Here is a 26,308-nt window from a genome sequence, read left to right on the forward strand (position 1 = left end):
AGAACAGTGCCGGAGGGGCTGGAACGGCCGGGGACAAAACGGTATAGGTCGGGGTGATCACAGAAGGCTCCACACCTGACGCCGATGCTCAGGTCGTTGTAGGTAGGCGGTTGTCGGTGTCACGGTCATGGTTCGAGTAGCTGCCGCTGTTCGAGCAACGCGGCAAACTCCTGCCACTGCAGGGCCCATTGGCCGGCCAGATGCACGACGACGTCCCGGCGGTACGACGGCACGGAGTCGGCGAAGGTCTCCCACTGCGAAGGTGCCACCGCGTTCATGTTGAGCAGGCGCAGCAGCAGTCGGCCGATCTCACTCAGCCGCAGCGACGGGTCCCGGCGCAGCTGTTCCAGGATCACATCCGGTTCGAGGCCCCGCTTCGGTGCTGTCGGCCTCGGGGGCGAAGCAGCCACGGTGGCATCGGGACGGCGGGACGGCGGGACGGGATCCTCTCCGCGGCCGATGCGCTGCCGCACGTCACTGGCCGTACCCAGTGAGATTCCCGCCAGCCTGCACACCTCCCGCAGCGGCATCGCCGGGCTTTCCCGCATCAGCTCCGCGGCGCGACGCCGCCCCGGTGTCACATCCACCGGCCGCACCCGTCCGTCCCGGCCCACCCGCGCCGACGGCGACCCGGCCGCCCCCGCGCGGAGCCGTACGGAGACCACCAGCTTCGGCGATATCGCGGCCACGGAAGCGATCGTCCGATCGGACCACTCCGGATGCGTCTGAACGATCCGCGCCGCCGCCGCTGTCCGTTCCGCGAGAGTCAGGGGCAAGCCGTGGCTGACGTTGCGCCGCACCGCGAGCACGAAAGCCGCGCCGGCGTCTCCTTCGAAGAAACGCACCGCGATGTCGGACTCCCCGCGCAGTTTCGCCGCCAGCACCCGGTGCGCTCCGTCGATCACCCTCATCGTCGACCGGTGCACCGTGATCGGAGGCAACTCCCCCTCCTGGTCCGCCAGCATCCGGACATGCTCTGCGCTCACTCCCGCCACCCGTGGGGAGTCTCCCTCCCGGAGCGACTGCAGAGGCACCCGCACCACCGGAGTGTGCTCCGGCTCCGTCGGTGCCGACCCGGCCGTGTTCACGGCACACTCCGCTTGAGCGACCGCCGCACTTTCGGCAGGGGTAACCAGCATTTCCTTCACGCACCGTCTCCTCTCACGATCCGTCACCATGCCGGCCGAGCAGTCGTCACCGACCGGCCCGGCGCCGACCGCGGGGGACCGCGGCCGGGGAGTGGGAAGCAGTCGAGGTCCCCCTGCGGACAAGCCGGAACCGGTTCTTCCACGCCTTGAAAGCCTTCCGGTGTTCCGCGGTTTCGGGAAGTCACGAGGAATCGCTACCAGGTCGTGCGCGAGGGGCACAGGGCCGACCGGCGCGGGCCTGTCGGCGGCGACGGTTGCGGCGGAGCCGACACGACCACAGCCTTGCGCTCCGCGAGCGCGGGAGCCCCACGTACCCGCGTGCGTAAGCAACGTCACGCGGTGTCGGGGCGCCCCTGCACGGGGGCCAGTTGATCTCCGTGGGACCGCACGCATACTGGACGAATGAGCGAAATGAAAGGACCGCCGCCGAGTGCTTCCCCCATCGAGGAAGACGACATCTTCCTGTACGGATGGATTGTTGACAGCGGCGGTCGTGCTGACCAGGCGGCTTCCGAACTCGGCCTTTCGCCCGAGCGGGTCGCTGCGGCACTGGAGCGGTTGGCCGATCTCGGTTTGATCCGAGCCGTCCACTCGGCCCCCGGTGAGGTCAGAGCGGTGGACCCCGATGCGGTGGCCGGCGTCTTGACAGCACTCTTACGTGATTCGATCAGTCGTCAGACGGAGGAACTGAACCGGATACAAGGCAGCATCGACCGGCTGCGTGCCCGCTTCCTCAGCCGCAGGCCCGGCAACAAGGACTCCGGGGCCGAGGTGATTCCCACGCTGCAGGAGGTACGGGCGGCCTTGAACCGGGCGTCAGCCGAGTGCCAGGAGGAGGTCGTCAGCAGCCAACCCGGCGGCAGCGGCCGAAGCCCCGAGGCGATGGAAGAAGCCCTTGGCCGCGATCAAGCGCTTCTCTCGCGCGGAGTGAGGATGCGCACCCTCTATCACCACACCGCTCGATTCAACGGCCCGAGCCAGGCGTACGTCGCTGCCGCGGCATCCCTCGGCGCGGAGTACCGTACCTCGCACGAACTGTTCGGCCGCTTGATCATCTACGACCGGAGCCTCGCCTTCCTGCCCGAGCAGAACGGGAGTTGGGGAGCGGTCGCCATCAGGGAGCCCACCACCGTGAGCTACCTCTACGAGCTGTTCGAGCAGTCCTGGGTTCGGTCCACCCCCTTTTCGGACGCCGCTCAGGACGGCCTGGAGCGCGTCGCGAAGGAGATCCACCAGACCATCGTGGACCTGCTGGCCGCCGGTCTCAAGGACGAGTCGATCGCCCGTCGTCTGGGAATGTCGCTTCGGACGGCCCGTCGGCACATCGCCGACATCATGGAAACCCTGGGCGCCGAAAGCCGCTTTCAAGCCGGGGTGCTCGCGGCGAAGGCGCAGCTGACCCATCGGTCACCCGAATCCGGTAGCGAAAACACGTGACTTGCGCACCCCTCCGCTCTGCAGGAGAGTCGCCGTGGTGGCGACTGAAGGTGTCCAGCCACCACGGCACCTGACGGTTCGGACGAAACCGTCTCCCGTGTCGCGCGACACCGACCCCGAACGCGATCCGGTGTCTCTGTCGGGGAAAGGTGCCGGTGCGTGCGCACGAGCGGTCCGCGCTCTCGTGTTTCCCGCGGACACGAGAGACGCCGTGCGGCGGAACAACCGCTGCGGCGACGACTTCGATCAGGTACCACCAACGGGAGAGCGACCCGTCAGCCGGACCCACTCCCCCACCACCTCACGGAGTACTGCCCTTGAGCAGGCCGACGCAGTGCCTCCGCGCATCCGGGACCGCCTAAGGACAGTGCATGGACGCAGGAGCAGACTTTCGCCCCGACCTGGCAGGCTTCCTCGAAGATATTGAGTGGTCCTTCCGCACCCACGGCGGTCGCAGCGCCGCGGTCGTGTGGCCCCAGGGTGAGGCCTCGGTGGTGCAGGCCCTCGTAGCCGCACACGAGGGGACCGAGTCCTCCGCGGGAGAGACCGTCCATCTACTCGCGCGCGACTTCGGGGAACTGGTGAACCGGCATGTCGATGTCGGGTACCGCACGGTCCCGGCCAGGCACGTCGACGAGGAACGACACATCACGACGGACACCTTCGCCGTGCTGCTGAAGGGTGTCGTCGAGGTGCAGCTCTCGCCGCGCAGCATCGACCGGCCCGAAGAGATGGGCCAAATCAGACACCGCTTACTGGTGGGCGAAGTGCTGTACATTCCGGCCGGCTTCAACTGTGTGGTGTCCGGTCAGCACCGCTTCGCGCTGATCATGGAGCTGACGCTCGGCAATCGCGGCACCTGGTCATGAAGGTGTGACATGCACGGCTGATACGGGACCCAACGACGGGCATGGCGCCGGCTCGCATCGGCACGGCCGACCTGGTGTCGATGCGAGCCCGGCCCGAACCGGCCGAGGACGAGCGGCCCACGCCGAGTTGAGACGTGTGATCGGCCGACGGCCTCGGTGCGGGTCAGCCGCCCCAGGACGTGTCGTCGCAGTGCAGTTCCGTCGCACATACCGCCTCGGTCCTGACGTGCTCCGAGCGTGTGGAGCTGTAGCTGTCGCATTGGACGCCGGCCAGAAGGCTCACGGCGAACAAAGCGGTGACCACCGCGCAGTACCGGACGCGCTGGGTACGGAATAGACGCTTCATGATGGTTTCTCCTGCGCTTCGTACGTGCCACCGGACGGCACGGTGGCGGCTTCGGACGAAGTACAGACTGATCGCTCGGAGGTCTCATGGCGACGGGATGAGTGCTTCACCAAGGTGTTTGGCAGCAAAGCGACAAGCGGAAAACCATCAGCAAACACCAAGTTGCGGCACATTTTAAGCCTCAATGAAAACGTGTTCGCAATGCGATCCGGCCGGAAGATCCGTGGGGGTCAAGAACGGAGAGACACTCGTGTCATTCGGCGGTGGATTCGTCGGCGCCGGTGACCCAATCAGTACCGGGCGCCCGTCGGCCGAGTTGCCCGCGACTCGACGTGCATGCCGGCTCCGGCTGTACACCCGTGCCGAAAGCGTCCCGCACGCCGGACACACAGTCGGTGAGGCCTGGGCACGCGGGACAGGAAGGACACCGCCGGGTCGAGCTCGGAACCGTCTATCTCCGGCTCTGGCGCGCGCGACGCAGCAAGATATTGATCATCGTCAGGGTCAGGACGGGCTCGTCGTGCTGGTTGAGCACCTCCACGGCGGTGTGCACGATTCCGCGGTCCGGTCTGGAGCAAGAGACGCGGGCCTTCTCGATCGTTGTACGGATCGAGAGGCTGTCCCGGGGGCGCACCGGACGGATCCAGCGCAGCCGATCGGCGCCGGGGGAGGCGAGACTCGCCACCTTGCTGAGGTAGTGGTCGACGTACAGGCGCATCATGACACCGGCGGTGTGCAGCCCGCTGGCTATCAGCCCTTCGAAGGGGCCGTTCCCGGCGGCCTCCGGTTCTGTGTGGATGCTCTGTGGGTCGAACTCCCCGGCGAAGCACAGGATTTGCCGCTGGGTGATCGTCAGCGTGCCGAAGGCGTACACCGAGCCCGGGACGTAGTCCTCGAAGTAACGGTCCTGTATGGGGGCGTCGAAATCCGTGTCGCTCAGCGTTGTGGTGATGGTCGTCATTGGGGGCAGGATAGCCGCGACCGGCACCACCAGTGGCTCTGTTGCCGAGTGGTGGTACCTGCCGGTCGGGCAGGAACCGCGACGCGCAGACGGTGGCCGGTCGGGCAGGCGAGAGACTCGGGCGATCGTCACGCCGCAGACCGTTCAGCCGGTCCCTCACCCGCATCGCCGCCGTACCGCCCGGATTACTCGCCCGCGCAACCTGCGCGCTCGAGGACGGAACGTTCCCGCCGGCGCGGAGTGGACGGACAACGAGCACCTCGACTTCTTGAGCGGTCTTCGAAACCGCCCCGAGTGGGCCCGTCGTTCATGCCGCCGCACCCGAACACACCAGGATCACCGGCGGAGTCAGGCCTGGACCATCTCTATCCGATAGGCCGACGTCAAATCCTCGACGACCGCGAGGAGTTCGTCCTCCGAATCGGCCCCGATCACCAGCAAACCGCACCAGGCGGACGGATGGGACACCTCCACGGCGTCGCCCGCCTTCCGGTACACGGCGGCGTCGACGACGTTCGGATGGAGGAGCAGCGCCTCGCGGCTCGGTAGCGCGGCAATGGTGCCGGAGCGTTCCGGTACCAGGCACAAACAGCCGACCGACGCGAAAGCGCCGTCGGTGAACGCCAGCGCGGCCAGGTCGCCGTCCAGCAGTTCGTGCAGCGCCACCACGCCGCCGTGCACCCCCTGACGTGCCGCCACGACGTCGGACACGTTCGCTCCACCCACTCGTGAGGCGATCTCCGAGACGAGCAGTCGGCCTGAACCGTGCTCCTGGAAGACCTCCAGGTGAGTCGCGCCCCGCTCCAGGCCGAGCGCCTTGTTCAGCTGGACGTGCAACTGCCTCACCTGGTCGTACAGCACCGGGTGGTCCTGCTCGGCGAGCAGCACCGAACCGTGCGGTGTGTGTCGTGCCCAGGCGCGCAGCCGCGGTGAGAAGTACCGGCTGATGTGGAACATCCAGGGTTCGCCGTCACGCCACACGGCGTCGACGTGGAACTCCTCGCCATCGATGAACTCCTCGACGATCGCCTGTCGGGAGACGAGTTCGGTCTCGGTCGCGTAGTCGGCCAGGACATCGGCCAGCTCCGACCGTCCTTCCACCTTGACGGTGGAGAGAGTTCCCCAGCCGCCGGCGGGCTTGAGGACGAGCGGGAAGCCCACGGCCTCTTCGATCTCGGCCGGATCGGGAGCGTCGGTGAGGTCGGGGATCGAGTACCAGCGTGCGACCGGCAGTCCGGCCAGTGCGGCCAAGGTCTTCGTCACGCGCTTGTCGCGGGTGGCGAGTGCGAGTGCCGGGGAGAAGTGTTTCAGTCCGAGGAGGTGTGCCAGGTAGCCGGCGGCGTACTGAGTGAACTCTGCGAAACTGACCACCCGGTCGATACCGGTGTCGCGGGTGAGCAGATCGCCCGCCACCGCGCTCAGTTCTTCGAGCGAGTCGTAGGAGGAGATCCAGTACACGCGCGCGAACCGGCTCAGCGTCTCCGGCGGAAGCGCGCGGCAGCCCGCGGACCGGTCCAGAACCGCGTAGACCTCGTCTGCCTGCTCCAAGACCAGCTGGTGCAGGTTGTGACGCAGCATGAGAACCTTCATCGGGCTATTCCTTCCATGGTCATACGGCGGTGAACTCCCACTCTTCGAGCGCCGCCTCGTATCCGTGCAGCGCGGCAGTGATATCGGCTGCCGCCAGAGACCGCAGCGCCTCCGGAGTGAGTTCGCGCCGGGCGGCGTCGATCTCGGCATCCCGCCACTCCGTCAAGCCACGCAGATAGGGCAGGACGAGGTGGTGGGGGGCGGTGGAGAGCCGCGTGAACATGTCGTGAGCGGAGGCCGACAACGGAACGTGGTTGCCGCGGGCCGCGCTCATCAGCGTGCCGTTGCCGTCGAGACCTTCGATGAGCGGGGTGGACAGGGTGATCTCCGGTTCGGTGTCCTCGGCCGCCATGACGTGGCGGCAGACGGCCATGGCGTCGGTCAGGTACCTGCCGCCGACCTCCACGTCGGCCCTGATCTCCAGCGAGTCCAGCGCCTTCGTCACCGCGTACAGCATCTGTGCGACGGTCGTCGGGGTTTCGTGGCGCCACAGTGACGTCGGCACTCGCGCGGTCAGGGCCAGCAGGCGCGGCAGGCTCACACGTGTGAGCCAGTCCTCGTTGCGCAGCACTCGCACAGTGTCGAAGTCGACGAACGCGGCTGTCTGTTCACGATAGGCGGCGAAGTTGGCGCGGATTTCCTCGTCTGTCGCGGGGAGCGTGTACGCGGTCCCGCCCGACGCGTCGCCCGCCTTCGCCGTCACGGTGCCGAGGACGATGACCACTTGGTGTCCCATACGGCGCAGACGGTCCAGCACCAGCAGTGGCACCACGTTGCCGAGGTGGAACTCCGCACCGAACGGTTCCACGGTGAACTTGACCACGAGCGGCCTCCGGTCGGCCGCAGCGGCGGCGATCCGCTCGGCCAGTGCGGCCGTCGACGGCCGCACCGCGTCCGTACGCTCGGCCAGGAGCGCCGCCTGCGCTTCGGGCGCCAGGTCGGAAAGGTTCAGCCTCCGGCGCTCCGTGGTCAACGCCAACAGCTCCCGCACGTTCCCGCCGCTCCGCAGTATCGCGAGCACACGCGCCGTGGAACGGTTCAGCTCGGACATCGTCCCCTCCCAAATGTCGTCGGCATTCAAGCAGCTGCGGCGCGACGCCGACCATCCGTTCGACTGTGTACCGGAATCCACTCGAACACCGTGTTCACCGGGGTCTTTTGCCGTCATGGACAGTGCCGGAACCGACTACGCATAGTGGGCCGCGAACGGCGGGGAGCCACCCCGGCCGGCAAGGGAGTGAGGGAGGTGGAAAGGGTGCAGCGGACCATGACTGCTGAGCCCGGTTCGCCCGAAGAACTGACCGGGCTGCCACCCTGGTCGCGCGTCGTCGTACGGATGCCCAGCGGGCCGCGACTTGCGGCGATCCTCAAAAAATGCTTCGACCGCTCCCTGGTGACGGTCCCTCTGCACCCGCGGACGCAGGACACGGACGTTGCCGAGGCCGCCCGCCGCACGTCGGCGTCGCTCGTGATCGAGGACGACGGGAGCCTGCTGAAGGTACGAGAGCTCGACGGCGACCCCGGTCACCCCGAGGCCGACGGTCTCGCGTTCGTGATCTTCACATCGGGCTCCACCGGCCGCCCCAAAGGTGTACGGCTCTCCCGCCGGGCGGTGCTGGGAAACGCCCGCCGGGTCGCCGCCCTGCACGGCTTCGGTCCGGAGCGGCCCCACGGCACGTGCCTGCCGCTCTTCCACGTCAACGCCCTGATGATGTCGCTGATGGGCACGCTCGTCACCGACGCTCCGCTGATCCTCTGCCCACGTTTCCAGCCGTACGAGTATTTCGCCGGCCTCGCCGAAGGCGGCGCGCGGACGGCGTCCATCGTCCCCGCGATGCTCCACGAACTGCTTGAGGATCCGCCGCCGTGGCCCGAATCCCTCGACTACCTGATCACCGCCGCCGCACCGCTCACCAGTGAGCTCGCGGCACGTTTCGCCGGCGTCTACGGGCCTCGGCTGCGCCAGGGGTACGGTCTGAGCGAGGCGGTGAACTTCAGCTTCGTCACGCCCGGTCTCGACGCGGCGGGCTTCGCCCGCGAGTACATCGACGCCACCCCGCCGGTCGGTGTGCCGCTTCCGGGAACCGAACTCTCCCTCGTGGACGGCGAGGTGTGGATCCGCACGGCCGACCGCATGTCCGGCTACTGGGAGGACCCCGCCGGGACGGCCGAAACGATCACGCCGGAGGGCTGGCTGCGCACGGGCGATCTGGGCGAACTGCGCGACGGTCTGCTCGTACTGCGCGGTCGGCGTAAGGAGGTCGTCAACCGCGGTGGCGAGAAACACTTCCCGACGGACATCGAACGCCAATGGCGAGAAGCGGGTGTGCCCGGCGTGTACGCCGCCGTCCCGGTCCGGCAGGACACGCTGGGGCAGGAGATCGGCGCGGTGCTCGACGGCGGCACACTTGACCAGCTGTTCCGTCTGGACGCCCTCCCGGTCCTGCGCCCCACTGTGGTCGCGACGCGGGGCTTTCGCACGACGTCCACCGGTAAGCCGCAGCGACTCGCCATGGGACGGACCCTGGCGGCGGGTCACGAGAGCGCGCACCGCTACAGAGCTCTGCTCGGCTACGCCCGCGAAGCCGCGCTCCGGCTCCTGGACAGTCCTCATCCTCCGGCGTGTGATCGCGCCGACCGCATACTCAAGCAGGCACAAGCCACCGCCGCATTGCCGCCGGAGAAGGCGGACGGACCACGCGTTGCCGCTCACGACGCCCTCGACGCACTGGTCGACGCCTGGCCCGCGCTTGCCGACGGAAGCATGGACGGCGCCGCCCTGATGCGTTCTCGCCCCGGTCTGTGGAGACGGCTCATGTGCGAGTGGCCCATGGGCTCCTACGCCGAGTTGACAGCCTGGACTCTGCGCGCGGGCGGCCTGCTCGACGGACGGGTGCTGGAGGTCGGCACCGGCGTGGGCAACACCACCCGGCTGGTAGCGCGCGAGGTGGACGGAGAGTTCCACTGGTCCGACCGCGAACCCGATCTCGTGGGGCGCGGCCAGTGGCCCGGAACCGGCCATGTCTTCGACTTCGACCGTGAGCCACCCGCGTCCCTGACCGCCCGCTTCGACACCGTGTTCGCCACCAATGCCGTGCACTGCGCAGCCGACAAGCCCGCTGCACTGCGGCGCTTGCACTCACTGCTTGCCCCCGGCGGGCGGCTGGTGCTGGGCGAGGGCTCCGGCCCCGTGGCCGGTGGCCCCTGGGCACTGGACTTCCTGTTCTGCGCCTTCGACGGCTGGTGGGACAACGGCGGGTTCCTCACCAGGGCCGCCTGGCTGCGGCTCTTCGACGAGGCCGGCTTCACCGCACTGGGCTTCTCCGCCCTGCGCGCGGGCCGATACGACCTTGGCGGAGTGGTGTGGGGCCACAGCGAAGATCTTCGAACTATGAGGAAGACTCAACAGTGAACACCGCGATGGACGACAACGCCACCATGAAATACCAGCCCGACGACGAGAACGAGGTGCATGACGTCGTCGGATTCCGCGACCCGGACCAAAACCGGGTGACACCGGTCGCAACGTTCCCGCCGGCCGTGGCGTTCGCCGTGGTGGACGAACTGGCCAGGATCGTGCGGCAGGCGCACAAGACTCCGGAGGCGACGACACCCGACGAGGACGGCATAGTCCGCGCCCAGACCTTCGAGGAAGGCGACGTGTACATGCTCGCCTCCCCATTCGACGGTTATGTGGCGGATCGCTACCTGATGGACTTCTACGACGTCGAGGAACGGGACATCTGTTCCCGGATGCACTTGCACACCGGCCTTCGGTTCGTGCGCATGATGACCGGACCCGGCACCCGGATCCGGGTGTCCAGTCTCTCCCCGTTCATCGTCGGCGGCGTCCCCGGCATCACCCTCTTCACTCCCCCGACGTTCGAGGACGACATGCCCGGCACGCCGCCGGGGGTCACCCGGCGGCGCTACAACCTCGTCGTGCCGGAGAACTCGTGGGTGGACATGCAGATTCCGCGCGGCACCTCCCACCAGTTCAACGCCATCGGTCCGCACGCGGTCATCGACTCGGTGCATCCGGAGGAGTCGATCGAGACGTTCAGGGAGAGCATGAGCCGCTACCGCATGATGGCGCAGACCATCTTCCTGGCCGAGGACAAATCGGATGCGGCCAGCTGCGCGGAGCTGCCCGACGAGCCAGTCGACCGCGTCCGCACCACGACCTGATCGCCGAGCCGGCGACCTGCCGCTACGGCCGTCACGGCGCCGGGCCCCGGAATGACGGGGCCGAGCGCATGAATCCTCCGGCCGGCGTGGCCCCGACCCTGACGGCAGACCGCTGGCTGCCCGGTCGTACGCGAAGCCCCGCGCCGCTCGGACAGGATGCCCGAGCGGCGCCAGACGAGGAGTGCGATGATCCGCCGACAGGTACCGCGGTCGACAGCAGCCGTCGCCGCCGCCGCCGCTCTCATCATGCTGACTCCCCTGGTGCGGCTCTTCGCGGCTGCCGGCGGTGACGCACCCGCCCCGGTCGTCGTGGTCCTCAGGGATCAACTACCGGACGTACCGGCCGACTCGGAACACCTGGCCGAGCGCAAGCGGCAGGTCGCCTCCGCCCAGGCCCCCCTGATGGCCGAGGTCAAGGACGCAGGCGGGGCAGACATCAGGGGCTTCGTGGTCGGCAACGCCTTTTCGGCGACCGTGAGTCCGGCGGTCCGGGACGCGCTGGCCGCGAACCCGGCCGTCGCTTCGGTGGTACCTGACCGGACGGTCGCGGAGTCCTCGACGTGGTCGGGCGATCCGGTCCGAGCCGGGAACCGGTTGCTGACGGCCGCCCCGACCGACGCCGACGGCAGGGCCGCACACGGCGGTCCGGGCAATGGGTCCGTCTGCCCGAGCGATCCATCACGGCCGCTGCTGGAGCCCGAGGCGCTTGCTCTGACGCACTCCGTGAGCACCCCCGACACTCCCGGTGCGGACAGGATCGCGACAGGCAAGGGCGTCAGGATCGCGTACATCGCGGACGGCCTCGACCCCGTCCATCCGGACTTCGTCCGGTCGGACGGGTCACACGCGATCGTCGACCACAAGGACTTCTCCGGTGACGGCTGGGACGCGCCGAGCGGTGCGGTCGAGGCTTTCGGCGACGCCTCCGCCATGGTCGCGCAGGGACGGCAGAGCTACGACCTGTCACAGTTCGTCAATCCCGGCCATGCGCTTCCTGCCGGCTGCACCATCCGTGTTCAGGGCATTGCTCCTGGGGCTTCGCTGGTGGCGCTGAAGGCCGCCGGGGTCCGGTCCTTCACCAATACGGCGATCCTGCGGTCGATCGACTACGCGGTCACGGTGGCGCACGTCGACGTGCTCAACGAGTCCTTCGGCATCGACACGACGGCCGACAACGGCGCGTCCGAGGCCGTATCCCTCTTCAACGATCAGGCCGCCGCGGCCGGCGTGACCATCACGGTCTCCAGCGGTGACGCAGGCGGGAACGGCACCATCAGCACGCTGGCCGACGATTCCGGTGTCATCTCCGTCGGAGCCTCGTCCGGCAACCGGGCCCACCTGCAGACCGGTTACGCCGCCTCGCAGCTCTCCAACGGCGGTTGGTCCGACAACCGGATCTCCGCGATCTCCTCCGGCGGCATCACCCGCGGCGGGCGGACCGTCGATCTGGTGGCCCCCGGGGAGGCGGGCTGGGCGCTGTGCGGTCTCGACGCGCACCTGTACACCGGATGTCTCGACTACAAAGGGAAGAGCAGCCCGATCCAGGTCTTCGGCGGCACCAGTCAGGCGGCGCCGTTGGTGGCCGGCGCTGCCGCCGATGTGGTCGAGGCGTACCGGGACAGCCACAGGGGAGCCTCGCCGACGCCGTCCCTGGTGAAGGCGTTCCTCACCGGTACCGCCGCCGACCTCGGCCTGCCCGCGCAGGAGCAAGGCGCCGGTCTGCTCGACGTCCGCGCCGCCGTCGAGGCGGCCCGCGGCTATCGGGCCCCGGCCCACGACAGCTCCCCCGTCGCCGTCATGAGCGGGCAGGTAAAGATCACCGGCGCCCCGGGCTCGTCCCGCACCACGGACATCGACGTGACCAACACCAGCAGCCGATCACAGACCGTCGAGGTGGGCACCCGCGCCTTCGCTCCCCTGGGCTCGTCCCGTCGGAACGTACCGCTGAACTCCGAGACGGACCCTGCCTTCACCTACGGCACCACCGGCGCCACCTGGGTACACCACGACGTGACGTTCAGCGTCCCGGCCGGAACGGACCGGTTGACGGCGTCCCTTGCCTGGACCGGAGGCGTGCGCACGCTCGGCAGTGTGACGACCGTGCGGATCGTCCGCATGACGTTGCTGGACCCGGCGGGAACGCTGGAGGCCGTTACCCGACCGCAGGGCGGGCAGACCTCGCCCAACTTCGGCACCTTGGACATCCCGCACCCGGCCGCCGGCACGTGGAAGGCGATTCTCTACACTCCCGCTGGCGACAGCGGTTTCACCGGGCCGGTCCGGCTGGAGACCTCGTTCCAGAAGGCGGTGTCCGCCACGACGGCGACCCCGCGGGCCGTCACACTCGCGCCGGGGCAGCACAAGACCCTGCCGGTACGGATGACCATGTCGACCTCCAGCGGTGACAGCACCCGGTCGGTCATCCTCACGTCCTCCGATGGCCGTACCACCAGCGTGCCGGTCGTCATGCGCACCCTGGTCCACATAGATGGCGGCACCGGCATGTTCTCCGGAAGCATCTCCGGCGGCAACGCTCGGCCGGGCTCGCCCGAGCAGACTCTCACCTACTCTTTCCGTGTACCGAAGGGCTGCCGAGAACTGAGCGTCGACGTGCTGTTCGACGACAATCCCCACGTAGTCGTGCGGGCCGTCCTGACCGCACCGAGCGGCACCACGGCCGGCACCGGACGTAACGCGATCTCCCCTACGGGCGACGATCCGCCCCTTACCGCGGCCGGTGTATCGGTGTCCACGACCACTTCGGCCCCTGGCACCTGGCTGATCACCCTGGTAGTCGTCAACCCGGTTGACGGCACCGAACTCAGCCGGCCGTTCACCGGCACCGTCGACCTCCATGCGAAGGCGGGAAACCAGCGCGGCTGCTAGCGGTGGTTTGTTGACGGCTTCCGCGACGCGCGGGTGAACAGGCGCCCGGGCTGTGCCCGTTCGCGCGGTGCGCATCGCGGTTGTCAGGACGTCTGCGGGCTCACCTCATCACCCGCCGCGCGCAATCCCATCGGCTTTGGCTGGAAGAGGCCCAACTCGACGGAGAGGCTTACCAGTTGCGAACGGTTGGTGACGCCCGCCTTGCTCCTGACCCGCCTGATATGCGTGTCCACGGTGTGCGTACTGATGCCCAGACTCCGCGCGATGGCCCGGTAGGTCTCCCCCAGGCACAGCCGGGCGAGGACTTCGCGTTCCCTGGGGGTGAAGGACGGTTGGACGAGTATCTGCAAAGACATGACAGCCCCTGGTGAGTAGGCGTACGGGCCCGGCCGCGGGGGGCCACTGCGCCGGCGCGGCCGGCCGTCCCAGGAGTTGTCCAAGACGCGCGGTGGCGCCCCGACGGGTGACAAGTTCTCCTGGTGGCGGGGAACGCGTGGTCCGTACGTGGCCCACGTCCGGTACCAGCGTGCGGGAAAAACGGTGCCGCTCACCAGGGTGAAGCCACGTCAGCTAAGTGCCTGACACCAGGAGGACCCGGCAACATACCGGGCAAAACGGTTCTGTTCGCGGCACAGTGCCGAAGTGACCGCGGCGAGTGCCGCCAGGGCTCTCGGTTCGGGTGCCCAGGAGCAGACGGTCGACCTCGGCCACCTCGGACCTGACGCGCAGGCGTCACGCGCCTGCGGCGGTGGTCGGGCCGTCCGGCGCGGAGGGCGTGGCGGCCGCCCGGCGGACGCCGCGAAGGTGAGACCGTCCACAGCGAACTACCGCTTCGGGCCGGCCGCGAAAGGAGCGCTGCCCGACGGCGGACCGAAGCGGCCCAAGGGCCCCGCCGACAAGCCGGCCGAACCCATCACCTGGGACCGCGTCCCGCGGCTGGCCGACGACGATGTCGGTCCAAAATGGGATCGTCTCTCGCATGGCCGACGCAGACGAGGTGGAACCCGACGTCGGGCATGCTGTCGTCGGCCGCTGTGGATCGACCGATGACGGCCTCGGCGAACCTGGCCAACGGAAGGTCGTCCGCCAGGCCCAGGCCTGGCTGGAGTGCCAGTCGCACTCGCCTCCGCTTCGGCGCCCTCGCTCCAACTCCGACCCGCAAGTTCTCCATACGGCTGGCCGGGGCACCGGCTCGAACGGCCGGTGCCCGAGTGCGAGTCCTGCACGTCATCATCACCGTGCACGCCGATGACACCGCGTGCGGTACGGGTGGAGGCCGACGACGCCGCACAGGGCAACCCAATCGTCCGGCCGGTCCAACGGGTTGTTGACCCGGTGCCGGACCATGTCGCCACGCGCCGTCGTGAACCGGAGTCCGTCGACGCCGGCCCGTCCAGGTCGTACAGACCCTCCAAGAAGTCGATCTCGTCAAGCCGTCCGCAGGGGGGGGCCGCCCTCGCCGCGCAAGTAGTCAAAAATGTCGCGTCACGTCACCGCCGTGATCCTCGGCAGGCTTTGCGGTGCCACCAAGGGCTCGGCCTGAGTCATGCCCCCAGGATGGACGTACGTCGAATGAGCGTCACGATATAACCCGTAACGCCCACACCACACAGTTCACGCACGCACAAAACCGCAGGTCAGGCGTCCTTCTTCACCGGCTCCAGAATCGCCACGCACTCCACGTGATGCGTCATCGGAAAGGTGTCGGCCTGAGACTGTCTCGGAAAAGGCCAGGTGAGGGCCTTCTTCTCGGCCCGCTGTCCTGCCTGCGGATGCCCAGAGCGTCAAACGAGCGTCAGGGCCGACAGTCCGTCCCGCTCGGGGCGGGAAAGGCGGCGGCAACCAGATCACCCCGAGGGATCCGCCCCGCTCGCTCCTGACGCCAGCCCCCACATCCCGCCCCGCACCCCCACTCCCGCCGCCATAATGGACTCACGTCCTCCAGCCCACAGCAGCCCGCATCCGCGCCGAAGGACCTCTCGCCCGGCGTCGCCGAGGATCTCGCGCTGTACCAGGAGAAATTCCGGCGACGGCTGCCGGAGTCACTGGACGAATTGCACGGCCCGACCCAGGGGATCGTGGAGCTACCACTGCACATGGCATGGTCCGGGATGACGTCGTACGACATGGACAAGCCCCGACAGCGCATGGGCGTGTACCGCACCGTCCTGCACGAGGGCCTGCGCGACGACCTGCCCCGCTACCTGAGCCAGGACCTGCTCCTCCAGCTGTGGCCGGTGCTGCGCACGCCCGTCGGCCGTACCGTGCGCACCGTGTGGGAGGACGCCTTCCCCCAGCTCGCCACCCGGCACCGGGCAGCCGTGTGACGGACATGCCGGAGCTGCACACGCGGCTCAGCGATTGACCGCCTGGATCTCCTGGACGATCACATCCTGTTCGGCACCGAACGTGCCGTCCGGCAGTCCCTGTTCGCCGTTCACGCCCGTACCGGTCCAGTGGATCTTCCAGGTGACGGTGGCCCTGAGTTTGTACGAGCCGTCTCCCGATGACCGCAGGTACCGCACGCCGCACGGCGGAGTCTCGTCCGCCCTGCCCTTCGCGTACGCCTCACCGATCCTGCCGTCGTTGATCTCGCACACCCCGGATGGCGGGTATGTCGTGGCGTCGTCGGTGCCCGGCTCGATCTTCAGCGACACCGGCTCGGCGGTTGTCGTCGCCTCGATGCCGAGCAGCGGGACGGACGCCGTGACCGACACCGGCTTGAACTCTGCCGTGTCCAGCCACGCCCACGTCGGCAGGTTCACCTTGGTGGTGTCCTCCGGAGCGAGCTCGATCTTGGTGGACGGGACTCGGATCTCGGCGTACGCGAGTTGGGCGAGCACCTCGGGAGTGATCGCCTCGGGGATGTCCGCCGGCGGATCGTCGTTCGTGTCGACCCAGAAGATGTCCTTGTCGCAGGAGTCCCAGCCCACGGGGTAGTCCCCGTTCACGTACGAGTCCCACCAGTAGCCCTTGCCGGTCATGGCCTTGTTGAAGTCCTTGTACGTGCCGTCCTTCGTGCCGCCGTCCTCGTACTTGTTCCGCTGCCCGAGGTCCCACTCGGGGCCGGTCGACCCTGCCTCCCAGATCGGCTCCAGGTATGCCTTGAGCTGGGCCGGGGTGTACTTGGGCGCGTAGTAACAGGGAGGCGGAGTCCAGGAAGTGGTCGACGTCACCGCGCCGGCGGACGGTCCGGACCCGTTCTTCGACCGGTCGTAGACGACGGCACCGGCGGTGGCGGAGAGCGTTCCGTCGTCGGCGTCGCCCTTCGCCTGTGTTCCGGGCGGGTTCTGGGTGTGATCGTCGAACGTGTCGTCGGCGAGTGCCTGACCTGGCACAAGTATGAGCAGTCCGAGTGCGAGAGCGACGGTGGATTTCACGGACCGAGGCTTCAGGGCTGGCACTTGGCGCTCCCGCTCTGAGAGATGATCTTCTGGATCACCCAGACGCCATGCTTGTTCTTCTTGAGGGACGTGTTGTAGACGACGTAACTCTTCTTGGTGACCGGGGTCTTCTTGACCTCACCGCTCTTGATGTACTTGATGAACGCCCTGCCCTGGTCCTCGCAGTAGCTGAGGGCTGCGGTGCCGTCCTTCCCGACCGTCACCACGGGGTCGTAGAAGCGGTAGGCGCCGGTGGTACGGGCCTTGTGGTCCACGTAGTTCTGAATGAACTCCTGTGTCCCGGCGGCCGCCTCCCCCTCGTAGTAGAAGAGGTATCCCTTGTCGAGCGCGTCCTGGTCGGCGACGGCCATGTCCACCGCCTTGATGGACTGCTCACTGTCGGACATGACCGCGTCCTTGTCCGCGTCGCCCGTCTTGGGCCAGTCGAAGGTGTAGGTGATGTCCGAGGGCAGCTCGATCTTCGGTCGCCCGACCGAGTCCGGCGCGCTCGCGGTCGGTGAGGTCGAGGCCGATGAAGCGTCGCCGGTGTCCGCTCCCGCGATCTTGTCGTTGGCCTTGGGGTTGTCGTCGCCGCTCCCGCAGGCGGACAGCGACAGGGCCGCGACAGCGGTCAGCGCGACGGCTGTGAGCACGGTGGGGCGGCGATGCACTGATGACTCCTGGTGGGGCGAGGATCCTCACGAATGCACCAACGCTATCGGCGGGACCTGGGTGACACCAGCGGTGATTACGTCACCCCGAGCAGTCAACCGGGCATATCCCGACAGAGACCACTGCCAACCCGGTTATGGCTACGGTCAGTTGTCAGCCCCGTCTGCCCTCCGTGCCCATACTCCCACGCCGAATACGAGTCGCTGACCTGGCGGACAAAGCTCGTGAGCCAACATCTTGGGGTCATGACGTCCAGTCCAGCCCACCAAGTGTCGATTACTGTAAGTGCGTTCGTGCAGCGCTTCAGCTCCACTCCGCGTGGCGTTCGTCTCGCCCGTCATCTCGCCGTGCACCGACTGGACGCCTGGGGCATCCCGTACGACTTCGAAGCCTTGGACGTCGCCGCGCTGCTCGTCACTGAGCCGGCGGCGAGCGCCGTCACCCACGGCCGACCCTCCGGCGGCATCCGCCGGAGCGCCGTCGCGCGGTCGGCCTAGCTTCACGCCCTGCGAGAACTGCAGGGCGGAGGACAGGACTTGATCCCCTGCGGGATCAGCCGACCGACCCGGACAAGGCCAACCCCCTTGCCGTCCATGACCAAATGCAGGTAATACGCTTACCCGGCCCGGCTGCTGTCCGCAGTCGGCTTGTGCACACGTAACGCGTGGTATCGGGGGACAGGCGTCATGGGGGACCTGGGTAAGGACTCTGAGTCGATAGCGAAGGCGGCGCCACGGCTGCGCAACGCACCTCAGCACATCGCCAAACCACTGCACGCCTTCAAGACCGCCTCGCACGACCTCTCGGCGCTGGGCGCGCTGGGCTCGCTGATGGGTGCGACCGACGACGTGCGTGAGGGAATGGAGATGCTCGCCGAGGTCGCGGCGGACCTCGTGGACGAGTGGCACGGCGAGGCGAAGCTGATGACCGACCTCTCCGAGGCGTTCGACATCCTCGACGCCCTGCTCGAGGCCGCGGCGCGCGGCAAGAATCAGGGCTGAGCATCGTGGTCGACCTCAATCCCTTGCACTACATCAACAAGTTCAACCACATGGCCGGCGACAACATGGCCAGCATGATGGAGTTCCTGGGGATCTCCGACCCGGCCGTGGACCCGGACGGCGTACGGGAGATCGCCAAGAAGTGGCGCACCCTGGCCGAGGCTGTGGATGCCTCTGTCAAAGACGCGGAAGCCGCCCTGCGGATCGTGACCTGGGAGGGCAAAGCCGCTACCGCCTTCAGCAAGCGGGCGAAGAAGACTCGTTCGCAGGCCGCGAAGATGGCCGATTCGCTGCGCGACGGCGCCGACGCGCTGGACACGTACGCCGACGAGGCACACGAGCTGCTCACCGAACTCAACGTGATCATCGTCGAGATCATCGAGGTGGAGATGGCGAGTCTGGCCCTCTCCGTCCTCACCGGCGGCGCCTCCGCCGTGGTCGGCAGCCTGGCCGCAGGCGCGCGTTTCGCGAAGGCCATGGCCCTGATCGGCCGGATCGAGCACGCCGGCACGGCGATGGCCCGCGCCGTCCGAGCGGTCCTGGAAGTCATCCGCGGCCTGAGCCGGGCGCTGAAGGCCCTCAAGGAGATCAAGACGGTCGCGCGGGTCGGCAAGATGGCGGGTGAAGGCACCAAGTTCGCCGCGCTGGACACTCTGTTGAAGGACCCCTCCACCTTCAAGGACCCCGGCAAGCTGGCCGAGACCCTGGCGCTGGGCGCGGCCTTCGGGGTCGGTCTGGGCAGCCTGTCCACGTTGTTGGGCAAGGGACTCGGCAAACTCAAGCCCCGGGATCTCGCCAGACTGCGCAGCGCCTTGAAGCTCAACTGCGCCTCCTTCGAACGGCTTTCGTTGCGACCGGGCTTCGACAAACTGCCCGCATCGGTGCGCAACGCGCTCAAGAAGTTCGTCCGGGACCCCATCGATGTGGCCACCGGCGATGTGGCGCTGACGCGGACGGATGTCCGGCTGCCCGGCGTACTGCCGCTCCTCCTGGAGCGCACGCACGTCTCCTCGTACCGATTCGGCGGTTGGTTCGGCCCGTCCTGGGCCTCCACTCTGGACCAGCGGGTCCAAGCCGACGAGGACGGCTTCGTCTACGCGGGCTCCGACGGGGCCCGGCTCTGTTTCCCGGTACCGGACCCGGAGACCGGCGCCCCTGTCCACCCGGAGACCCCGGGCTCGCGCCTGACCCTGGCCTGGGCCGATGGTTTCGACGGCGCGATATGCGTCACGGATCCCGACAGCGGCCTCGTCCAGGTCTTCCACAGCCCGGTCCCGTCCGCCGCCGGTGAGGCCGTCGATCTGCCGCTGCAATACCTCGAAGACCGCCACGGCAATCGCATCACCATCGAGTACGAAGAGGGCGACATCCCCGCGGCGGTGATCCACTCTGGCGACTACCACATCGCTCTGGACCGCGACGACGCTCTCTCGCGCATCACCGGCCTGCGCCTGCTGGATCCCACAGAACCTTCCTCCCCCGGCACCACCCTGCTCACCTTCGGCTACGACCAGGCCGGCCGTCTCAGTGAGGAGGTCAACTCCTCCGGTCTACCGATGCGTTACACCTACGACGCGGCGGGACGACTCGCCTCCTGGACCGACCGCAACAGCACCACGTACTGGTACACCTACGATGATTCGGGCCGGGTCGTGGCCACCGGCGGCACGGGCGAAGCCCTGGCCTCGGCCCTCGCCTACGACGACACGACGCGCATCACCCGGGTGACGGACTCGCTCGGCCACGTCCGCGTCTACGAGCACAACGAGTCCTTCCGCCTGATCCGCGAGACGGACCCGCTCGGCCATGTCACCAGCCAGGAGTGGGACGATGAGCTGCGCCTGACCGCGCTCGTCGATCCTCTCGGGCACACCACCCGCTATCGGTACGACGAGCGGGGACGGGTGGTGTCGGTGACCCGCCCCGACGGACTGGGCACGACCGCCACGTACAACGAGCTCGGACTGCCGACGACGGTCACGGGCGAGGACGGCGCCCAGTGGCGCAGAGAGTACGACGAGCTCGGCAACCTCACCCGTGTCACGGCTCCCGACGGGGTCGTGACCCGCTACGACCACAACGCGTCCGGCCATCTGACCAAGGTCACGGACGCCCTGGACCACACCACCCACGTGCACTGCGGCCCGGCCGGCCTCCCCGACCGCGTCACCGATCCGCTGGGTGCGTCGACGCACTTCGAGCGCGACGCGTTCGGGCGCCCGGTCCGGCTCACCGACCCGCTCGGCTTCGTGACGCGCATGGAGTGGTCCGTCGAAGGCAAACCGGTGCTCCGTGTCGATCCCGACGGCAGCACCGAGTCCTGGACCTACGACAGCGAGGGCAACCGCACTGCCCACGCCGACGCACTGGGCGCGGTCACCCGCTACGAGTACACGCAGTTCGACCTGCTCTCCGCGCGCACCGGCTCCGACGGCACGCGCCACACCTTCACCTACGACACCGAACTGCGCCTCACCCAGGTCACCAACGCCCAGGGCCTGAACTGGAACTACGCCTACGACCCGGCCGGACGCCCGTCCTCGGAGACCGACTTCGACGATCGCACAGTCGGCTACCGGCACGACGCGGCGGGACGACTCGTCTCCCGCACCGACTCCCTCGGCCTGACGACCCACTTCGTCCTCGACGAACTCGGGCAGATCGTGCGCCAGACGGCCGGGGACGTCAGCAACGGTTACACCTACGATCCGTCCGGGCAGCTCACGCGGGCCACCGCGCCCGAGGTCCAGGTCGACTTCCGCTACGACGGTCAGGGACGACTCCTCACGGAGACGGTCAACGGCCGGACCGTTACGTATCGCTACGACGTCCTCGGCCGCCGCATCAGCCGAACCACGCCCAGCGGTGCCACCAGCCGCTACGACTACGACGCCGCGGGCAACCGCACCGCGTTGCACTCCGGCGGGCGAACGATCGCCTTCGAGTACGACCTGGCGGGGCAGGAGGCGCTCCGGCGCATCGGCGATGTCATCGGCGTGGCCCACACCTTCGACGCCCTCGGCCGGCTGACCGTCCAGTCGGTCACGGACATCGACGGGCGCTCGATACGCCGCCGCGCGTACGACTACCGTGCGGACGGCAACCTCATCGGCCTCGACGACGACATCGAAGGCGTGTGCCGCTTCGACCTCGACCCGGCCGGGCGCGTCACCGGGGTACGGGCGGGGAACTGGTCCGAGCGCTACGTCTACGACACGGCGGGCAACCAGACGGACGCCTCATGGCCCCACTCGCACCCGGGATCGGAGGCCACCGGCACGCGCACGTACGAGGGCACTCGCATCACCCGCGCCGGAGCCGTCCGCTACGAGCACGACGCCCTGGGCCGCATCCTGCTCAGGCAGAAGACCCGGCTGTCGCGCAAGCCCGACACCTGGCGCTACACCTGGGACGCGGAGGACCGGCTCACCGCGGTCAGCACGCCCGACGGCACCGTGTGGCGCTACCTCTACGATCCGCTGGGCCGCCGCATCGCCAAGCAACGCATGGCCACGGACGGTCTCTCGGTGGCGGAACAGGTCGACTTCACCTGGGACGGCACGACGCTCTGCGAGCAGCGCACCACCGGCGACGGACTGCCGGACCCGGTCACGTTGACCTGGGACCACCAGGATCTGCGCCCCGTCGCGCAGACCGAGCGCACCGGCGCCGACGAAGCCCGCCAGGACGAGATCAACGCCCGGTTCTTCGCGATCATCACGGACCTCGTCGGTTCCCCGACGGAACTCCTCGACGAGGAGGGTGGCATCGCGTGGCGCGCCCGCTCCACGCTTTGGGGCGGTACCGCATGGGCGGAGAACAACACCGCCTACACGCCCCTGAGGTTCCCCGGGCAGTATCACGACCCCGAAACCGCCCTGAACTACAACCACTTCCGCTACTACGACCCCGAGACCGCCCGCTATCTCAGCCCGGACCCTCTCGGCCTGGTCCCGGCACCGAACCCCAACACGTACGTACACAACCCTCACAGATGGACGGACCCCCTGGGGCTCGCACCCGAGGAATGCCGCGAACTGGGACTGCGCGACGACGCGCTGAACGCCATCACCAAGCTCGAGAACATCAAGAAGGACCCGATCGGGTCCATCAACTCCCAGCCGAATCACAACCATTACAGCGCCGCTCGCCGCGAGGCCAGAGGCGAAGTCGTGGCCAGAAAGCCCGACGGCACGCCCTTCGACCACATCAGCGACCTGACGCAGGCCAGGAACGGCCTGGAGGGCATCCGCAGGATCCTGACCAAGGAACTGCAGAAGCCACCGGAGACGATCACCCCGCGCGGCATGGAAGTGCTGAGCAGGAAGCGAAAGGACGCCATCGTCGAGCTCGAACGGCTGAACCGCTTCCTGAAGTCCATCGGCCACGGGTGACGGCGGCTGCGGATGGCACAGGTCCGTACCCTGAACGGTGCGGACACACAGAAGCCTGGAAACACCCCAGAAGTACCGCCTCCGCGCCGCAGCGGCGGAGCACGAGAGGACCCGACGATGCCCGAAGACTTCGACCGCAGTAACTCCCTCGAGGAGCTTGAGGGCCTGCGCTGGCCGGCTCCTCCTGCGGACACGACCCCCATGGTCCGGAACGTGTACGAGCTGCGACGTCGACCGGTCACAACCCTGGAGCCGCACGAGCTCGCCCGGCTGATCGGACAGGACGTGGGACTGCCCTGGCTGCTGCCCGTGGCCGTGGACATTCTGCGGGACACCGCGCCGAAGCAGGCCGAGGGCGGCTGGTTCGACGACGACCTGCTGTACGCGGTCATCACCAGAAAGCCCGAGGTCTGGGCCACCGCCCCGGAGCTGGCTCACGAACTCAAGGAAGCCGTCACCGTCCTGACCGACGTCTCGCGCTACGTCCGCCAAGACATCGACGCGTTCCTCTCGGTGATCCCCGGGGACGACGCCTGACGACGCGGCAATCCCACGCTGGTGAGTAACGCGTAGCGGACTTCGAGTTCCACCGTCCGTCGTCGGGAATCCCTCACCAAGGTCGAGACCATAGGGTCACCCACCTTCACGCCGTGATCATCAGCGGAGCGTCCAGGCGCCCCCATGCGCCAAGCACGGCCTTGTGTGCGTCCGGTTGCAGGTGGGCGTAGCGCTGGGTGGTCTGGAAGCTCTCGTGGCCGAGGAGGTGCTGGACCTCGTAGAGGGAGACGCCGTTCTGGACGAGCCAGGAGGCGCAGGTGTGGCGCATGGAGTGGGGCGGGTAGTGCGGGACGAGGCGTAGCTCGCCGTCGGTGTCGAAGTGGTAGGCATTGCCCAGGGCTGGCCACCAGGTCTGGCGTCGCCAGTTGCCGTCGTCGAGGCGGCGGCCGGCCCGGCCCTTGGTGAGGGTGGTGAAGACGAGTGCGTCTCGCTCCAGCCGATGGATATGGCGCTCCAGCGCCTCCAACACGTGCGGGGGCAGAGGAACTTCGCGGCGGCTCTTCGAGCTCTTGGGGTATTCCTTGATGCCGCTCTTGGTGTTGACCTCCACCACGAACACCCGTGAGCGGCGGCGGTCGATGCGGTGGTGGTGGAGGCCGGAGAGTTCGCCCCAGCGCAGGCCGGTGTAGAAGCCGAGCAGGCACATGGTCTTCCAGGCCGGCGGCAAGGCGTCGAGGATGCTTTGCGCCTGGTCGAGCGTGAACCACTGGGGCGGCTTCACCGCGAGGGTGGGCAGGTCGATGCTGCGGCAGGGGCTCACGGCGATGATGTCGTCGTCCACGGCCGCGCGCATGATGGAGGACGTCAGGTTGTACGCCCTCTTGATCGCCGCGGCGCCTGTGCCCTTTTCCGCCAGGGAGCGGATCCAGCTCTGGATGTCCATACGGGTGATGGCCCGCATCTCCCGGTCGGCCAGGTGGGGCAGGACGTGGTTCCTGATGCTGGATCCGTCGCCGCGCAGGGTGTGCGGTTCGACGATGCGGGCGCTCCACCAGCGGTCGTGCCACTCGCGGAAGGTGATTTCGCCTGCCCGCGGGTCGCGCAGGGTCCTGCGGGCGAACTGGGTCTCCAGGTCCATGCCCCAGGAGCGGGCCTGTGCCTTGAGGGGGAACGATTCGCTGAATCGGTCGCCTGATCGGTTGCGTACGGTCGCCTGCCACTTGCCGGACGTCAGCTTGCGCAGGTACGTGGGAGTCCTCCTTGGTCAACAGTGACAGGTGACGGGTGACAGGTGCGCTGTCAGCGGCGGCGCGCTGCCAGCGGGACAACGGCACGGCGGCTGACGAACTCCTCCAGGCCGTCTGCGGGGATGCGCACACGGGACCGCTCGGATCCGGTCCGCAGGTCCACGACGGGAAGGTCGCCTGTCGAAATGAGGCGGTAGACGGTGCGCCGGTCGACGTCGAGGAGGGCGGCGACGGTGGGCACGGACAGCAGGCGGGAAGGCACAGGCGGATCCTTCGGACGGTGGGACGAAGCGGGGATGCAGCCGAGGAGCACGGCGTGCGTGTGGGTATGGAAATTTCGACCATTACTCACCGAGGTATCAAAGGATTCAGCGAGGGTCACCCCTGCTCACCTTCGAACCGGGCGGCCACACCAATTCGCATGAATCGGACTCCACAGCGCCATGGATGGCCATGGATGGCATCAGATCTCGGTCGCCGGATTTCGGGTAGAAGTTCCTTTCAGGAAAATGGGCACAGGTCGGACCGGCCCGGGGCGGGGGTTGTTTCGGCGAGTTCAATGGTCCGGAGGATCGCCGGTTTGGCCAACCGGCGATCGTCGGCTATGTTGCGGCCGCTTCGCTCGATTCCTGACACGGGAACGCGTCTCCGAGGAGGGGGTGCAGGAGTGCACCCGCGGCATCGGGCACGGCCATGAGGTCGCCAGATCACAGCGCCTGACCTGGTGTTCGGTGCGGGAGAGCTGGGTGAGTGGCGTGGGCCGGCGGGGGCTGCGACACGGGCGGCGAGCCGGTATCGCGAGTGACCGCGCGCTGCACGTAGGCGCTCCATGGCGTGTGCGGTGGTCTGTCCTGCTGGACCGTTTTCGAGGGGGTGCGGTGGCATTGGTGTGTTGTAGCTTGCTTTCCCGAGCGGGGGAAGCGGTTTGGTGTCTGCCGTGAGCGATGCGCACGGAGGTACCGGATTCCGGTACCTATTTCTCCGGCTGGCGATTCTGGTCTACGGTTTCCGAACCCGGGCGAGCAGTACAGAGTTTTTGAACTAACTCTGGACTTCAGAGCCGTGGGTGTGGCTGTGTTGTCCACGCCCGGGCATTCGAGCGGGCGCGCCGTTTATCCGCGACGAAGGTGGTCGATCGACATCGCCCGTATCCGCACCATCAAGCCCGAAGCGTTCTTCTCCGAGTCCCTGGCGATGGTGTCCCTCTCCGCCGAGCGGACGTTCTTCGGGCTCCTCACCCAGGCCGACGATCACGGCCGGTTCCGCGACCAGGCCGCGGTGATCGCCGGCCTGCTGTGGTCTCTGCGCCCCGGCCATGGCCCGATGGGCGTCGAGGACGACCTCGTCCAGCTCCAGGGCGCCGAACTGATCTGCCGCTACGAGGCCGGCGACGGGAAGCGGTACCTGCACATCGTCACGTTCGACCGCCACCAGAAGATCAACCGCCCCAGCGGGATACGCCACCCGGACTGCCCTCACCACGACCTGGGCCTTCCACATGAGCCCTCACCGTCGGCTCACGGAGCCGTCACGGAGCCCTCCGTGAATCCTCACAGACGAGGACTCGGGAACGGAACCTGTCAAGGCGATCAAGCAGAGCTTGGTCATGGTCCTCGACCGTGGTCGAGGAGGTCGTACGGATCTCTGTGGCAGGCCGGACAGCGCCATAGCACCGCGATCAAGGATGT

The 26,308-nt window shown here is 68.0% G+C and carries 19 protein-coding genes and 2 pseudogenes; 11 read left to right on the top strand and 10 right to left on the bottom strand.

What is annotated here, in order from left to right; genetic code table 11:
- Positions 1–125 precede the first annotated feature (125 nt).
- Positions 126–986 (bottom strand): ParB/RepB/Spo0J family partition protein, encoded by an 861-nt coding sequence (locus ACFYR3_RS36385; RefSeq protein ID WP_355852557.1) that lies wholly within the window; start codon positions 984–986, stop codon positions 126–128.
- Between the two features lie 564 nt (positions 987–1,550).
- Here ACFYR3_RS36385 and ACFYR3_RS36390 point away from each other — a divergent pair.
- Together ACFYR3_RS36390 and ACFYR3_RS36395 are read left to right on the top strand one after the other, a co-directional pair.
- Positions 1,551–2,585, top strand: a complete 1,035-nt coding sequence (locus tag ACFYR3_RS36390; RefSeq protein ID WP_355852554.1) for a LuxR C-terminal-related transcriptional regulator — start codon at positions 1,551–1,553, stop codon at positions 2,583–2,585.
- Positions 2,586–2,956: 371 nt separating this feature from the next.
- On the top strand, positions 2,957–3,454 hold the full coding sequence (locus ACFYR3_RS36395) for a hypothetical protein (protein ID WP_389286251.1): 498 nt from the start codon (positions 2,957–2,959) through the stop codon (positions 3,452–3,454).
- Between the two features lie 163 nt (positions 3,455–3,617).
- Here the strand turns inward: ACFYR3_RS36395 and ACFYR3_RS36400 are convergent, their stop codons facing one another.
- The 4 genes from ACFYR3_RS36400 to tyrS form a co-directional block, all read right to left on the bottom strand.
- Positions 3,618–3,800: a hypothetical protein gene (locus ACFYR3_RS36400; protein ID WP_389286253.1), complete on the bottom strand. Its 183-nt coding sequence runs from the start codon at positions 3,798–3,800 to the stop codon at positions 3,618–3,620.
- A 451-nt stretch (positions 3,801–4,251) separates the two neighbouring features.
- Complete coding sequence (locus tag ACFYR3_RS36405; protein ID WP_389286255.1) at positions 4,252–4,761, bottom strand: MaoC family dehydratase; 510 nt, start codon at positions 4,759–4,761, stop codon at positions 4,252–4,254.
- 348 nt (positions 4,762–5,109) lie between these two features.
- The gene (locus ACFYR3_RS36410; RefSeq protein ID WP_355852542.1) at positions 5,110–6,351 is read right to left on the bottom strand and encodes an ATP-grasp domain-containing protein; all 1,242 of its coding nucleotides are present in this window, start codon (positions 6,349–6,351) and stop codon (positions 5,110–5,112) included.
- Positions 6,352–6,370: 19 nt separating this feature from the next.
- On the bottom strand, positions 6,371–7,402 hold the full coding sequence (tyrS, locus tag ACFYR3_RS36415; protein WP_355852539.1) for a tyrosine--tRNA ligase: 1,032 nt from the start codon (positions 7,400–7,402) through the stop codon (positions 6,371–6,373).
- A 216-nt stretch (positions 7,403–7,618) separates the two neighbouring features.
- Here tyrS and ACFYR3_RS36420 point away from each other — a divergent pair, with 216 nt between their 5' ends.
- The 3 genes from ACFYR3_RS36420 to ACFYR3_RS36430 all read left to right on the top strand — a co-directional run bounded on the left by ACFYR3_RS36420 (position 7,619) and on the right by ACFYR3_RS36430 (position 13,425).
- Positions 7,619–9,763 carry an AMP-binding protein gene (locus tag ACFYR3_RS36420; RefSeq protein WP_389286257.1) on the top strand — a complete coding sequence of 715 codons (2,145 nt, stop codon included), beginning with the start codon at positions 7,619–7,621 and terminating at the stop codon, positions 9,761–9,763.
- A complete protein-coding gene (locus ACFYR3_RS36425; RefSeq protein ID WP_355852533.1) occupies positions 9,760–10,539 on the top strand; it encodes a hypothetical protein in 780 nt (259 codons plus the stop codon). Before ACFYR3_RS36420 ends, ACFYR3_RS36425 begins: the two co-directional genes overlap by 4 nt.
- A 186-nt stretch (positions 10,540–10,725) precedes the next feature.
- Positions 10,726–13,425 carry a S8 family serine peptidase gene (locus ACFYR3_RS36430; RefSeq protein ID WP_389286259.1) on the top strand — a complete coding sequence of 900 codons (2,700 nt, stop codon included), beginning with the start codon at positions 10,726–10,728 and terminating at the stop codon, positions 13,423–13,425.
- A gap of 83 nt (positions 13,426–13,508) precedes the next feature.
- Here the strand turns inward: ACFYR3_RS36430 and ACFYR3_RS36435 are convergent, their stop codons facing one another.
- Positions 13,509–13,781, bottom strand: coding sequence for a helix-turn-helix transcriptional regulator (locus ACFYR3_RS36435; protein ID WP_355852527.1), 273 nt, complete (start codon positions 13,779–13,781; stop codon positions 13,509–13,511).
- 1,650 nt (positions 13,782–15,431) lie between these two features.
- Between ACFYR3_RS36435 and ACFYR3_RS36440 the strand changes: the two genes are divergently transcribed.
- A complete protein-coding gene (locus ACFYR3_RS36440; protein ID WP_389286274.1) occupies positions 15,432–15,752 on the top strand; it encodes a transcriptional regulator in 321 nt (106 codons plus the stop codon).
- A 27-nt stretch (positions 15,753–15,779) separates the two neighbouring features.
- Here ACFYR3_RS36440 and ACFYR3_RS36445 read toward each other — a convergent pair whose 3' ends face one another.
- Together ACFYR3_RS36445 and ACFYR3_RS36450 are read right to left on the bottom strand one after the other, a co-directional pair.
- On the bottom strand, positions 15,780–16,805 hold the full coding sequence (locus tag ACFYR3_RS36445; protein ID WP_389286262.1) for a hypothetical protein: 1,026 nt from the start codon (positions 16,803–16,805) through the stop codon (positions 15,780–15,782).
- An 11-nt stretch (positions 16,806–16,816) separates the two neighbouring features.
- The gene (locus tag ACFYR3_RS36450) at positions 16,817–17,479 is read right to left on the bottom strand and encodes a hypothetical protein (protein WP_389286264.1); all 663 of its coding nucleotides are present in this window, start codon (positions 17,477–17,479) and stop codon (positions 16,817–16,819) included.
- A gap of 246 nt (positions 17,480–17,725) precedes the next feature.
- On the opposite strand from ACFYR3_RS36450, the pseudogene ACFYR3_RS36455 reads away from it, so the two are divergent.
- From ACFYR3_RS36455 to ACFYR3_RS36470, 4 genes and pseudogenes are all read left to right on the top strand, one after another.
- Positions 17,726–17,941 (top strand): annotated as a pseudogene (locus ACFYR3_RS36455) (ATP-binding protein); the annotation flags it as partial.
- Between the two features lie 225 nt (positions 17,942–18,166).
- Positions 18,167–18,481: a hypothetical protein gene (locus tag ACFYR3_RS36460; protein ID WP_389286266.1), complete on the top strand. Its 315-nt coding sequence runs from the start codon at positions 18,167–18,169 to the stop codon at positions 18,479–18,481.
- Between the two features lie 5 nt (positions 18,482–18,486).
- A complete protein-coding gene (locus ACFYR3_RS36465; RefSeq protein WP_389286268.1) occupies positions 18,487–22,875 on the top strand; it encodes a polymorphic toxin type 28 domain-containing protein in 4,389 nt (1,462 codons plus the stop codon).
- A gap of 117 nt (positions 22,876–22,992) precedes the next feature.
- On the top strand, positions 22,993–23,412 hold the full coding sequence (locus ACFYR3_RS36470; protein ID WP_389286270.1) for a contact-dependent growth inhibition system immunity protein: 420 nt from the start codon (positions 22,993–22,995) through the stop codon (positions 23,410–23,412).
- A 106-nt stretch (positions 23,413–23,518) separates the two neighbouring features.
- On the opposite strand, the gene ACFYR3_RS36475 is transcribed toward ACFYR3_RS36470, so the two are convergent.
- Both ACFYR3_RS36475 and ACFYR3_RS36480 read right to left on the bottom strand, forming a co-directional pair.
- The gene (locus ACFYR3_RS36475) at positions 23,519–24,511 is read right to left on the bottom strand and encodes a tyrosine-type recombinase/integrase (RefSeq protein ID WP_389286272.1); all 993 of its coding nucleotides are present in this window, start codon (positions 24,509–24,511) and stop codon (positions 23,519–23,521) included.
- A gap of 161 nt (positions 24,512–24,672) precedes the next feature.
- Entirely contained in the window at positions 24,673–24,882 is a 210-nt protein-coding gene (locus ACFYR3_RS36480) for a helix-turn-helix domain-containing protein (protein ID WP_355852492.1), read from the bottom strand.
- A gap of 878 nt (positions 24,883–25,760) precedes the next feature.
- Between ACFYR3_RS36480 and ACFYR3_RS36485 the strand changes: the two are divergent.
- A pseudogene (locus ACFYR3_RS36485) lies at positions 25,761–26,308 on the top strand (hypothetical protein); the annotation flags it as partial.

Source organism: Streptomyces sp. NPDC005784 (assembly GCF_042871525.1).
Taxonomy (GTDB): Bacteria; Actinomycetota; Actinomycetes; order Streptomycetales; family Streptomycetaceae; genus Streptomyces.

Bases quoted from the DNA above. Each gene is read 5' to 3' on its own strand.
- ACFYR3_RS36420 (WP_389286257.1), top strand. From the start codon at position 7,619: ATGACTGCTGAGCCCGGTTCGCCCGAAGAACTGACCGGGCTGCCACCC.
- ACFYR3_RS36430 (WP_389286259.1), top strand. From the start codon at position 10,726: ATGATCCGCCGACAGGTACCGCGGTCGACAGCAGCCGTCGCCGCCGCC.
- ACFYR3_RS36390 (WP_355852554.1), top strand. From the start codon at position 1,551: ATGAGCGAAATGAAAGGACCGCCGCCGAGTGCTTCCCCCATCGAGGAA.
- ACFYR3_RS36460 (WP_389286266.1), top strand. From the start codon at position 18,167: ATGGGGGACCTGGGTAAGGACTCTGAGTCGATAGCGAAGGCGGCGCCA.
- ACFYR3_RS36470 (WP_389286270.1), top strand. From the start codon at position 22,993: ATGCCCGAAGACTTCGACCGCAGTAACTCCCTCGAGGAGCTTGAGGGC.
- ACFYR3_RS36400 (WP_389286253.1), bottom strand. From the start codon at position 3,800: ATGAAGCGTCTATTCCGTACCCAGCGCGTCCGGTACTGCGCGGTGGTC.
- tyrS (WP_355852539.1), bottom strand. From the start codon at position 7,402: ATGTCCGAGCTGAACCGTTCCACGGCGCGTGTGCTCGCGATACTGCGG.
- ACFYR3_RS36475 (WP_389286272.1), bottom strand. From the start codon at position 24,511: ATGGACCTGGAGACCCAGTTCGCCCGCAGGACCCTGCGCGACCCGCGG.
- ACFYR3_RS36395 (WP_389286251.1), top strand. From the start codon at position 2,957: ATGGACGCAGGAGCAGACTTTCGCCCCGACCTGGCAGGCTTCCTCGAA.
- ACFYR3_RS36435 (WP_355852527.1), bottom strand. From the start codon at position 13,781: ATGTCTTTGCAGATACTCGTCCAACCGTCCTTCACCCCCAGGGAACGC.
- ACFYR3_RS36410 (WP_355852542.1), bottom strand. From the start codon at position 6,351: ATGAAGGTTCTCATGCTGCGTCACAACCTGCACCAGCTGGTCTTGGAG.
- ACFYR3_RS36405 (WP_389286255.1), bottom strand. From the start codon at position 4,761: ATGACGACCATCACCACAACGCTGAGCGACACGGATTTCGACGCCCCC.